General features: G+C 70.1%; 12 protein-coding genes and 1 rRNA gene. 4 read left to right on the top strand and 9 right to left on the bottom strand.

Annotation, left to right across the window (positions count from 1 at the left end; translation table 11 throughout):
• The first annotated feature begins 411 nt into the window (after positions 1-411).
• The 4 genes from ACWGJY_RS26400 to ACWGJY_RS26415 all read left to right on the top strand — a co-directional run bounded on the left by ACWGJY_RS26400 (position 412) and on the right by ACWGJY_RS26415 (position 4,434).
• Positions 412-699, top strand: a complete 288-nt coding sequence (locus tag ACWGJY_RS26400) for a glutaredoxin family protein (RefSeq protein ID WP_453263328.1) — start codon at positions 412-414, stop codon at positions 697-699.
• Between the two features lie 142 nt (positions 700-841).
• Positions 842-1,825: an HAD family hydrolase gene (locus ACWGJY_RS26405; protein WP_453263329.1), complete on the top strand. Its 984-nt coding sequence runs from the start codon at positions 842-844 to the stop codon at positions 1,823-1,825.
• A gap of 330 nt (positions 1,826-2,155) precedes the next feature.
• On the top strand, positions 2,156-2,941 hold the full coding sequence (locus ACWGJY_RS26410; RefSeq protein WP_006604745.1) for an ECF subfamily RNA polymerase sigma factor, BldN family: 786 nt from the start codon (positions 2,156-2,158) through the stop codon (positions 2,939-2,941).
• Positions 2,942-3,219: 278 nt separating this feature from the next.
• Positions 3,220-4,434 carry a DUF5667 domain-containing protein gene (locus tag ACWGJY_RS26415; RefSeq protein ID WP_453263330.1) on the top strand — a complete coding sequence of 405 codons (1,215 nt, stop codon included), beginning with the start codon at positions 3,220-3,222 and terminating at the stop codon, positions 4,432-4,434.
• A 43-nt stretch (positions 4,435-4,477) separates the two neighbouring features.
• On the opposite strand, the gene ACWGJY_RS26420 is transcribed toward ACWGJY_RS26415, so the two are convergent.
• The 9 genes from ACWGJY_RS26420 to rrf all read right to left on the bottom strand — a co-directional run.
• Positions 4,478-5,473 (bottom strand): lysophospholipid acyltransferase family protein, encoded by a 996-nt coding sequence (locus ACWGJY_RS26420; protein WP_453263331.1) that lies wholly within the window; start codon positions 5,471-5,473, stop codon positions 4,478-4,480.
• A gap of 14 nt (positions 5,474-5,487) precedes the next feature.
• Positions 5,488-6,537: an NAD-dependent epimerase/dehydratase family protein gene (locus tag ACWGJY_RS26425; RefSeq protein WP_453263332.1), complete on the bottom strand. Its 1,050-nt coding sequence runs from the start codon at positions 6,535-6,537 to the stop codon at positions 5,488-5,490.
• Between the two features lie 196 nt (positions 6,538-6,733).
• Positions 6,734-6,832 carry a 30S ribosomal protein bS22 gene (locus ACWGJY_RS26430; protein WP_003948845.1) on the bottom strand — a complete coding sequence of 33 codons (99 nt, stop codon included), beginning with the start codon at positions 6,830-6,832 and terminating at the stop codon, positions 6,734-6,736.
• A 119-nt stretch (positions 6,833-6,951) separates the two neighbouring features.
• On the bottom strand, positions 6,952-7,161 hold the full coding sequence (locus tag ACWGJY_RS26435; RefSeq protein ID WP_006604741.1) for a helix-turn-helix domain-containing protein: 210 nt from the start codon (positions 7,159-7,161) through the stop codon (positions 6,952-6,954).
• A gap of 128 nt (positions 7,162-7,289) precedes the next feature.
• On the bottom strand, positions 7,290-8,105 hold the full coding sequence (locus ACWGJY_RS26440) for a phosphatase (protein WP_453263333.1): 816 nt from the start codon (positions 8,103-8,105) through the stop codon (positions 7,290-7,292).
• 223 nt (positions 8,106-8,328) lie between these two features.
• Entirely contained in the window at positions 8,329-9,504 is a 1,176-nt protein-coding gene (locus ACWGJY_RS26445) for an acetoin utilization protein AcuC (protein WP_453263334.1), read from the bottom strand.
• On the bottom strand, positions 9,473-10,711 hold the full coding sequence (locus ACWGJY_RS26450) for an MFS transporter (protein WP_453263335.1): 1,239 nt from the start codon (positions 10,709-10,711) through the stop codon (positions 9,473-9,475). The genes ACWGJY_RS26445 and ACWGJY_RS26450 overlap by 32 nt, the downstream gene beginning before the upstream one ends.
• Before the next feature lie 82 nt (positions 10,712-10,793).
• On the bottom strand, positions 10,794-11,468 hold the full coding sequence (locus ACWGJY_RS26455; RefSeq protein WP_453263336.1) for an HAD family hydrolase: 675 nt from the start codon (positions 11,466-11,468) through the stop codon (positions 10,794-10,796).
• Positions 11,469-11,553: 85 nt separating this feature from the next.
• Positions 11,554-11,641 (bottom strand): 5S ribosomal RNA (rrf, locus tag ACWGJY_RS26460); the annotation flags it as partial.

The raw sequence follows: 11,641 nt of genomic DNA on the forward strand, positions 1-11,641 counted from the left end.
CGCGTGCACAAAGATGGTGTCCGGTTTGTCCGGCCAAAGTGATGGGGGTCACGCGGCTTTTACGGGCCTTCGCGGAACCAACTCCCACGTCACGCCGTTCACTCGCGCCACCTGTGAAACGCGGCAGCATCGACGGGAGCACGGGCCCTCACTCCTCACCGCTATACCCCCGGAAACCTACAAATCGCCCACCGATGGTAATCGACCCGGCCACCGGAGGGCGCACATCAGTTCCAGGCCCGGCATCACGGGCCGGGGGGCCACCGGCCCGTGATGGCCGGGGCGGGGAGCCAGGGGGCCGGGAGCCAGAGGCCGGGAGCCCCCAGAGGCCGGGAGCCAGGGGCCGGTGCCGGGGCCGGGGCCGCCACGGCACGCCCTCCCCCCACCACCCCGACCCGGCACAATGACTCCATGGCCCCCTTGTTCAGCTCGTTCAGCCGCAGCCCCCGCAAGAACCCCGCCGACCGGATGGTCACCCTCGTCGGCAAGCCGGGCTGCCACCTCTGCGACGATGCCCAGGCCGTGATCGAGAAAGTCTGCACGGAGACCGGCGCGTCCTGGGAGCGGAAAGACATCACCGAGGACGCCGAACTGCACCGCAAGTACTGGGAGCAGATTCCGGTCATCCTCGTCGACGGCGCCCAGCACGACTTCTGGCGTGTCGACCCGAAGCGGCTGCGTACGGCCCTGGGCGCCTGAGCCCCACCCGTTCCGCGAGGCCGTGCGGGCACCCCTCGCGGACGGCTCCACGGATGGCCGTAACGCAACCGTCCGCCTCGCCAGGCCTTCCTGACACGCGCCCGTAACCGGCTGCACCGAACAAACTGGCTACGCTAGCGCCATGGCCCGCCCGTCGCCCGCACACCGCCCCCGCCGGAGTCCCTCCGGGGCACTCTTCTCCCTGGGCTGGCTCCCCCGCCGCAGACGACCCGCCACGGCCCGCAGCGTGCTGGCCGGCGAGGCCGCGGCCGAGGCCGCCCGGAAGTCCTCCAGGGAAACGCCGCCCGCCGAGGAGACCGAGACCCCGGCGGAGCCCGATTTCCCGGTCGTCGGGGACAAGGCCGCCGCCGCCTTCTTCGACCTGGACAACACCGTCATGCAGGGCGCCGCGCTGTTCCACTTCGGCCGCGGCCTGTACAAGCGGCACTTCTTCCACAAGCGCGACCTGGCCCGCTTCGCCTGGCAGCAGATCTACTTCCGGCTGGCCGGCTCGGAGAACCCCGAGCACATGGCGGACGTCCGCAACAGCGCGTTGTCCATCGTCCAGGGCCACCGCGTCGCCGAATTGATGTCCATCGGCGAGGAGATCTACGACGAGTACATGGCCGAGCGGGTCTGGCCGGGTACCCGCGCACTCGCTCAGGCCCATCTCGACGCAGGTCAGAAGGTCTGGCTGGTGACCGCGGCCCCCGTCGAGACCGCGACGATCATCGCCCGCCGGCTCGGGCTGACCGGCGCGCTGGGCACCGTCGCCGAGTCCGTCGGCGGCATCTACACGGGAAAGCTGGTCGGCGAACCGCTGCACGGCCCGGCCAAGGCCGAGGCGGTCCGCGCCCTGGCGTCCGCCGAGGGCCTGGACCTGTCGCACTGCGCCGCCTACAGCGACTCCGCCAACGACATCCCGATGCTCTCGCTCGTCGGGCACCCCTATGCGATCAACCCTGACAGCCGGCTGCGCAAGCACGCCCGGGAGCAGGGATGGCGGCTGCGCGACTACCGGACCGGACGCAAGGCCGCCAGGATCGGCATCCCCGCGGCGGCGGGCGTGGGCGCCCTCGCAGGCGGCGCCGCGGCCGCCGCCGCACTCCAGCGCCGACGCCGCTGACCAGGCCTGATCGCCATACGGGACGGTGGGCCATCCCCTCTGCCTACCCCCTCCGCCACCCCCTCAGTCCCCTTGCTGCCGGTTAAGCACAACACGCCCTCCAACCAGGCAGATTGCGTTTCCTTCCGATCAAAAGTTGCTCAGTATTCGATACTTGATCTGCCACCAACCCGGCACGGACCGTAAGTAATCGATGATTTGAGCAACTGGGTGTAGCGCTGCCTGTACGAAGCGTTATTCTCCTCAGACGCAATCCGGAACCCACACGTCCCTACGACGAGTGAACGGTCCCGCACTGCACGTGATGGAAGCTCTGCCTCTGGGAGTCCCGTGTACCCACACGTCGGGGTTGACGCCTCGGGCCTGGCTACGCTGCGTACGACACTCGTCGACCACCTGCGCAGTTTTGTCCCCACCGCGTACGCCGTCCCCGCATTCGCCTCAGCCGTCCCCGCCGCCGGACCCTGCTACGCCCTGGCCGACGGGAGTGCTGCGGTCGGCAAGGCCGCCGGCAGAACCCGCCGCTCCGGCACCGGCACGACCACCGCCCGCCGCCCCGCCGACAGCGACAGCCGTCGCATGATGGACCTCGTCGAACGAGCCCAGGCGGGCGAGGCCGAGGCCTTCGGCCGCCTCTACGACCAGTACGCCGACACCGTCTACCGGTACATCTACTACCGCGTGGGCGGCCGCGCCACGGCCGAGGACCTCACCAGCGAGACCTTTCTGCGCGCCCTGCGCCGCATCGGCACCTTCACCTGGCAGGGCCGTGACTTCGGCGCCTGGCTCGTGACCATCGCCCGCAACCTCGTCGCCGACCACTTCAAGTCCTCCCGCTTCCGCCTGGAAGTCACCACCGGAGAGATGCTCGACGCCAACGAGGTCGAGCGCAGCCCCGAGGATTCGGTCCTCGAATCCCTCTCCAACGCCGCCCTGTTGGAGGCGGTTCGCAAGCTCAACCCCCAACAGCAGGAGTGCGTCACGCTGCGCTTCCTGCAGGGCCTCTCGGTCGCCGAGACCGCCCGCGTCATGGGCAAGAACGAGGGCGCGATCAAGACCCTCCAGTACCGCGCCGTCCGCACCCTGGCGCGGCTGCTCCCCGAAGACGCCCGCTGACCCCCGCCCCCTGTCCGCAGATGCCGACGGCCCTCCCCATGCCCTGCCCGCTCACTCCTGGTGACCTTCCCTACCCGGTCGGTCAGATCATCGTGAGTGCGTAACCCGAGTGCCGCGCCGCTCGTTGTGCGGGATGCAGGCTCCATGCGGTCATGCCTTGCCCGCTGCCTCTCACTCGATCGAGTGGACGCGGACAATGGCTTGCAACCGTCCGGTCCGTCTGGACAGTCAAAGCCAGTCCGGGGAGTCGAGCGGGATGACGAGAGGAGGTGCCGCCCGTGATCGCAAATGTCTCGGTGCACCGGCGGGCCAACGCCTTCGCCCAGGCCCTTGAGGAGCAGGTCCTCGAGGGCGCGGCGGCCGAGGAGCAGGTCGACAATCCGGCGCAAGCGCCGGGCGAAGCACGGCTGTTGGCGGTCGCCGACGGCCTCGGGAATCTCCCGAGGCCGGAGATGGCAGCCGAGGTCAAGACTGTCCAGCGCGCCCAGCTCCTCGCCGCGATGGAGTCCGCCTTCGCCGAAGGCGCTCCGTCCGACGGTGCCAGGGTGCCCGAGCAGCGCGAACACAAGGGCGCGCACCGCGCCACGAAATCGATGGGCAGGCTGCGTCCGCGCTCCCGCCTCTCCAAGGGACTGGCGGCGGGCGGACTGACGGTCGGCGTCGCCGCCGGCGCCTTCACCGGCGTCGCCGCGGCCAGCTCCGACGCCCTCCCCGGCGACTCCCTCTACGGCCTCAAGCGGGGCATGGAGGATCTCCGGCTCGGCATGGCGGACGACGACTCCGACCGCGGCCGGCTCTATCTCGACCAGGCCGCCATCCGCATGATGGAGGCCCGTCGGCTGATGGAGCGCGCCCGGGTCGCCGACCTCGACCACGAAGCGCTCGGCGAGGTCCGCAAGGCGCTCGCCGGCGTCACACACGACGCGGGTGAGGGCCACCGCCTGCTGCACCAGGCGTACGAGCGCGACGGCTCGCTCGGCCCCATCCAGGCGCTGAACTCCTTCACCAAGTCCCACCGCAGCACCTGGTCGCAGTTGCGCGACCGGCTCCCGGTGCAGCTCATGGACGTCCGTGACCAGGTCAGTTCGGTCTTCGACGCCATAGACAAAGAGGTCGGTCCGCTCCGCCCGCTGCTGCCGCCCACCCCGGGCGGCCGTGGCCACCACGGCGACACGCCCGGCTCCGCGGGCACCGGCTCCGCCTCTGGAGGGCGCCCGGCCCCGTCGGGCAGCAAGCCCTCCCCCGGCAAACACACCGCCGGCTCGCACGCCCCCCGCCCGTCGGCCTCACCGTCCCAGGAGGACGGCCTGCTCGGCGGCAACACAGGCGGCCTGCTGGACCCGCCGTCCAAACGCGGCAGCGCGACCCCGCACGACCGGGGCCATCACCACAGTGGCCGAGACGCCGGCGGCCGGCCCGACGTCACCCTCCCGCCGCTGATCCCGGGGCTGCTTCCCGGTCTGGGCATCGACGGGGAGGATCTCCCCAAGTAGCGAAGCGGTCCCTCCGGCGCTCGGTGTTCTTCCGGTCCTTCCCTCAGAAGAACACCGAGCGCCGCTGCACCAACAGCTTGTAGAGGGTGTGCTGAATCGTTTCCCGCACCTGATCGGTGAGGTTGAACATCAGCATCGGATCGTCCGCCGCCTCCGGCGGATAGCCGGACGTCGGGATCGGTTCGCCGAACTGGATCGTCCACTTCGTCGGCAGCGGCACCGCACCCAGCGGCCCCAGCCACGGGAAGGTCGGCGTGACCGGGAAATACGGCAGCCCCAGCACCCGCGCCAGCGTCTTGGCGTTCCCGATCATCGGGTAGATCTCCTCCGCGCCCACGATCGAGCACGGCACGATCGGTGCCCCGGCCTTCAGCGCCGTCGAGACAAAGCCACCCCGCCCGAACCGCTGGAGCTTGTAGCGGTCCGCGAAGGGCTTGCCGATGCCCTTGAAGCCCTCCGGCATCACCCCGACGATCTCGCCGCGCTCCAGCAGCCGCTGGGCGTCCTCCGCGCAGGCAAGGGTGTGCCCGGCCTTGCGCGCCAGCTCGTTTATCACCGGCAGGACGAACACCAAATCGGCCGCCAGCAGCCGCAGATGACGCTGCGCCGGATGGTTGTCGTGCACCCCGACCTGCAGCATCAGACCGTCGAGCGGCAGCGTCCCGGAGTGGTTGGCGACGATCAGCGCCCCGCCGTCCGAGGGGATGTTCTCGACACCCTTCACCTCGACCCGGAAGTACTTCTCGTAGACGGGCCGCAGCAGCGACATCAGGACCTGGTCGGTCAGCTCCTCGTCATACCCGAAGTCGTCGACCTCGTAGTCGCCGGTGATCCGCCGGCGCAGAAAGGCCAGCCCGCCCGCGATCCGCTCGTCCAGGGACCGACCGGGGCTCTGCCGCGAGGACACCTCAGGCGGGTGCTCGGTCCGTGCCTCGGGTACGGGAGCCAGCGCCGTGCCACGCCCCGTGCGCCCGGCCCGCCGGGCCTTTCTCCGCGCCCGGGGCTCCTCGCCGAAGGGGATGACCTTGGCGTCCGCCATCGTGGGTGAACTCCTCACTGGGTCAGGCCGCCGCGTGCCGGCAGCACGCCGGCGAGCCGGTCGACGGTGCGGGCGAGGGACTCGGGCGGCAACAGCCCGGGTCCCCGGCTACGGGCGAATTCCGCGAAGGTCTCCGCCGTCGTGTACTTCGGATGGAACCCCAGTGTCTCGCGCATCTGCGTCGTTTCCACGACGCGGCCGTGCGTGAGCAGCCGGATCTGCTCCGGCGAGAAGTCCGAGATGCCGATGGACCGCAGCGCCGTACCGGCCCAGGTCACGGTCGGCAGCAACAGCGGCAGAGTGGGCCGCCCCAGCCGCCGGGAGGTCTGCGACAACAGCAGTACACCGTCGCCGGCGATATTGAACGTGCCGCTGTTGAGCGTGCCGCGGCGCGGCGCGGCGGCGGCGATCCGCAGCACCTCGATGGCGTCGCCCTCGTGGACGAACTGCAGCCGCGGGTCGTACCCGAGGACGGTGGGCAACACGGGCAGCGAGAAGTACTCGGCGAGCGGGGAATCCGCACACGGCCCGAGAATGTTGGCGAAGCGCAGCACGCACACCGCCACGTCGGGCCGGCGCCGGGCGAACCCACGGACATACCCCTCGACCTCGACGACGTCCTTGGCGAAGCCGCCACTGGGCAGCGACTTCGGCGTGGTGGTCTCGGTGAAGACGGCGGGGTCCCGGGGCGCGGAGCCGTAGACGCTGGTGCTGGACTTGATGACCAGACGCTGCACGTTCGGGGCCTTCTGGCAGGCGCCGAGCAGCTGCATCGTCCCGATGACGTTGGTTTCCTTCACCGAGGCACGGCCGCCGCGCTTGCCCAGCGGCGTGCCGTTGATATCCATGTGGACGACGGTGTCGACGCCCGTCTCGGCCAGGACCCTGGCAATGGCCGGATGCCGGATATCGGCCTTGAGGAATTCGGCGCCGCCCAGATGGTGTTCCGGCGCCACGGCATCGACCCCGATCACCCGGTCGACGTCGGGATCGCGCTGGATGCGGCGGACGAACCGGCCGCCCAGCTGCCGTGCGACTCCCGTGACGAGCACGACCTTGCCCAAGATCAGCCCTTCCTTCCCGCCGCGACCGCCGTGGCCGAGCTGTCCGGGCCACGCTATCGGGTCGGTGTTGCGCGGTGATGACCACCGGATGCCCGTGGCCACATTTCCGTCCGACCACCGTCCATACGGCCCACAACGCGCCGCAGCCCCCCACCGCCTCGGCGATGGGGGGCTGCGAATTCGCGATCAGCGTCGCTTACTTCTTGTTACGACGCTGAACACGGGTGCGCTTGAGCAGCTTGCGGTGCTTCTTCTTCGCCATCCGCTTGCGCCGCTTTTTGATAACAGAGCCCACGACTACCCTCGCTCACTTCGAATCACTCGGTGCGGGGCGTCCGAGCCCACACTACCTACATCGGGCCAGCCTACCCGGCGACGGGCGAACGACGTAATCCGAGGGTCGGCGAAGACCTGTCAGGCTGATTCCACCCCCACAAAGGACTCACGGAGATAGTCGTGAACCGCTTGCTCCGGAACCCGGAAAGACCTCCCCACGCGAATCGCGGGCAGATGACCGCTGTGCACCAAGCGGTACACGGTCATCTTCGACACCCGCATCACCGTGGCGACCTCCGCCACTGTCAGGAACACGACCTCGTTCAGAGGCCTCTGGTCTGCAGCCATGCCACACCTGCACCTTCCGCATAAGACGGACACCGGCTTCCCCTCCGGTGACTCTTCGTCGCCATGCGCTCACTCCCCAGATTAGGGGCGGGTGATGCGAGTGGGGAAGAGGAGCAGCGAACAGCTATCTATCGGGACAAATCCGATCGATTGATGACATAGAGGGCCAGCGGTCGGTACGACGCGCTCGGCACGCCGTCATCGAGCGGCACCGCCACGGACACCCGCCCCTCCGCCTGGCCGACGAACAGCGCCGGGTCGTCCGTATCCGCCGGCCCGATCGCCTCGATGCCCAGCTGACCTGCCCCGCAGACCCAGCCGTGGTCCCCGATCACCAGCCCCGGCAGCGGCCCTCCGGCATCCCCGACGGCCGCGAGAGCGGTACGTACCGGAAGCGGCGAATGGGTGTGTACGCCCCCCGTCCCGGGCGCGCCCCGCACGCCGGTTTCTCGCATCAGCGCGACTCCCCGTACGTAGTCGAGTGTGCAGGTACGTACCCCGAACCGGGTCGCTATGTCGACACGGGCGCCATACGCCGGGGTGAGAACGGGGCACCCCGCCGACGAGAGAGCGTCTGCCAGGGCGGCGTAGAACCCCAGCAGCCGGTGCGGATGGCCGGTGCCGATCAGCACCGGCGCCCGGCGGCCGGCCGCCTCACCGAGCCGTTCGGCGAACCGGTCGAGAGCCGCGATGGTGCGGTCGGGATCGATCACATCCAGTCCGGAAATATCTGCGGGATCGGCCGAAACTCCGCACTTCTGCCCCATCAGTCGCAGTACTTCACCGACCGGCCAGTCCCCTTCAGGATCCAGCCCCAGCAGCGCCCGCGGATCGCGTGCCGCGAAGAGCCGGTAGCGCGCCAGACTCTTCTCCCGCGGGGTCGCGATCGTCCCCGCGAGCCGCGCCTCGATCAGGTGCGCCCGCAGCGCCCCGGTGCCCAACACGCGTCCCATACTGTCCGGCCGGCCGGCCCCCGGCTGCCCTGACCGACGGGTAGTCACACCTTCGTGGGGCACCGCGCAGGAAGCGGCCGTACGGGAACGGCGCACGGCGGGACGGCGAGCACGACGACAGAAGGGGGTACCTCACCATCCGTGGGGCGCCCGCCGGGGAACGCCGTGACAGCCCGACAGGCAGCGCTTCGAGACGCCCTCGCCCCCCAACGTCCTACGGCAGCAGCCCATGCGCCGGGAACACCGCCCGGCGGGTGGCCAGCACCGCCTGGTCCAGCCGGTCGGCCGGGTCATAGCCGTCGTCGACGAAATCCCGCCACTGCGGCGTACACCCGTCCGTCATCCGCAGCGGCGCCAACTGCCGTGTCCTGCGGAACACTTCGTGCCGCCATGCCTCCGGCACCATGGAGGCCGGATCGATCGGCCGGCCCGCCGCGATCGCGGCCAGATGCGTCCAGCTGCGCGGCACCACGTCCACCACCGCATAGCCGCCTCCGCCGAGCGCGACCCAGCGCCCGTCCGCGTGCTCATGGGCCAGGTCGTGACAGGCCTGCGCCACCGCCCGCTGGGCGTCCAGACTCACCGCGAGATGCGCCAGCGGGTCCTCGAAGTGGGTGTCCGCACCGTGCTGCGACACGATCACCTGCGGCCGGAAGGCCCCCAGCAGCTCCGGCACCACCGCATGAAACGCCCTCAGCCAGCCCTCGTCACCGGTCCCGGCCGGCAGCGCCACATTCGCCGCGCTGCCCTCCGCGCCCTCACCGCCGGTCTCCTCCGGCCAGCCGGTCTGCGGAAAGAGCGTGCGCGGATGCTCGTGCAGCGAGATGGTCAGCACCCGCGGGTCCTCCCAGAACGCCGCCTGCACCCCGTCGCCGTGGTGGACGTCCACATCGACGTACGCGACCCGCTCGGCCCCCAGCTCCAGCAGCCGGGCCACCGCCAGCGACGCATCGTTGTAGATACAGAAACCGGCCGCCCCGCCCGGCATCGCATGGTGCAGCCCGCCGGTGAAGTTCACCGCATGCGCCGCGTCGCCACGCCAGACGGCCTCCGCCGCACCCACCGACTGGCCGGCGATCAGCGCGGACGCCTCGTGCATCCCCACGAACGCCGGATCGTCCGCCGTCCCCAGCCCGTACGAGAGGTCGGCGGCGGCGGGATCCGCCGAGGCTCTGCGGACCGCGCCGATGTAGTCCTCACGGTGCACCAGCCGCAGAGTGGAGTCCCCGGCGGGCTTGGCCGCGACCACCTTCAGCGGCCCGCGGTCCAGCCCGTACGCCTCCACCAAACGCATGGTCAGCGCGAGCCGGACCGGGTCCATCGGATGCCCGGACCCGAAGTCGTAGCCCGTTACTGCCTCATCCCACATCAGCTGTGCGCGGCCGCTCATGCCCGTCACCGTATCGGGCCTCCGGCGCCCCGAACGAGCGGGCATACACCAGCGTCACCAGCACCAAGGTCATCGGTACGAGCATCGCCCCCCGATAACTCCAGGCGTCGCCGAGCGCGCCGACCAGCGGAGAGCCGATCAAAAAGCCCACATAGTTGAAAATATTCAGCCGGGCGATGGCCATGTCCGAGGCCCCGGGGCCGTGCTGCTCAAAGGCGTACCGCCCCGCCGCCGCGAACGTCTGGGGCACGATCACACACAGCCCGAACCCCAGCAGCGTGAACCCCGCCATCCCGGCCCAGGCCCCCGGCGCCGCCGCCACCACCGCGAACCCGCCCGCCGCGAGCACCGCCCCGGTCCGCACCACCGCGACCGCCCCGAAACGCCGCACCCCCTGGTCGCCCACCGCCCGGCCCAGCAGCGTGGTGACCATATAGACGTTGTACGGGACGGTGGCGAGCTGCTCCGAACTCCCCAGGACGTCCTGCAGATACTTCGCGCTCCAGTTGGAAACGGTCGAGTCCCCGATATACGCGATCGCCATCACCAGACACAGCGGCAGCAACAGCCGCATCGCAAGGGGCCGGACGACCGCCGCGGGCCCTTCCCGGCCCCCCGGCGCATCCTCCCGGTCCCGGTCCACGAACCACCGGCCCACGATCAGCGCCAGCGGGACCAGCACCGCCACCACCGGCCCGTACAACAGCACCAGCGACAGCTTCCAGTGCGCCCCCGCCCAGGCCAGCGAGGCCCCCACGATGCCGCCCAGGCTGTACGCGGCGTGGAAACCGAGCATGATGCTCCGCCCGTACGCCCGTTGCAGGCTCACCCCCAGCATGTTCATCGAGGCATCCAGGGCGCCCACCGACAACCCGAACACCGCCAGCGCCACCGCGACCTGCACCATCGACCCGACGGCCCCGACCGCCAGCAGCGCCAGACACACCACGGGCTGCGCACACCGCAGGACCCGGCTGGGCCGTACCCGCTTCACCAGCTGCTCGGTGCCGACACTGCCGGCCCCGGCGAGGACGGGCACCGCCGCGAGGAAGGCCGGCAGCAGCGCGTCTGAAATCCCGTAGCGGTCCTGGATCGCGGGTATTCGGGTCACAAGCAGGGCGAACACCGCGCCCTGGACGAAGAAGCTGAGGGCGAGCGAGACCCGGCCGTGCCGTAGCTGCGCTCCTGGTACCCGAGGGACCGTCATGGCCGCTCAGCCTAGGACTCCCCACTACTGCTGGGTAGATGGATCACCACGCCAATTCGGCGCGCGTCCGGCCCGCGCCGCCCTACTGCCACAGCGCCGGCAGCTCCGCCATCTGGCCGAACAGCGCGGTGGCCCCGGCCTCCGCCAGCTTCGCCGCCGGCGTCATCGCCGTGAAGCCATAGACGTCCATCCCCGCGGCAACCGCGGCCTGCACCCCCAGCGGACTGTCCTCGACCACCGCACACCGCTCCGGCGCCACACCCATCTCCCGCGCCGCATGCAGAAAGAGATCGGGCGCCGGCTTCCCGCGCCCCACGTCCTGTGAGGAGAAGATGCACTCGGCGGGACCGCTCCCGGTCCGCCCCGCGGCGAACCGCTCCCACAGACCGGTCTTCGTCAACGCCACCCGGATGCGCTCATGGCTCCCCGACGACCCCACGCAGTACGGCACCCCGTCAGCGGCCAGCTTCTCCAGCACCTCGACCACACCCGCCACGGGCTCCAGTCGCCGGCGGAACTCCTCGAAGACCCGCGCATGAAAGGTCTCGTCGAACGCGCCCGGCAGCCGCTTTCCCGACCGCTCCCGCACCACCTCGTGAATACGGTGCATTGCGCCGCCCATGTAGTCGCGCAGGGACTCTTCATAGGTCGTCGGATGCCCCAGTTCGGTGAGATAGGCGGCCAGGATCCGATTGGAGATCGGTTCGCTGTCCACCAGGACGCCATCGTTATCGAAAATGACCAGGTCATAGCGCATGCCTACGAGCGTACCGACCGGCCGTGAACGCAAAAAAGCTCCGGTCCCTGAACCATAAAGGTTCAGAGACCGGAGCTGAAAAATTGTTCGGCGGCGTCCTACTCTCCCACAGGGTCCCCCCTGCAGTACCATCGGCGCTGAAAGGCTTAGCTTCCGGGTTCGGAATGTAACCG

This window comes from Streptomyces sp. NPDC054765, assembly GCF_053612065.1.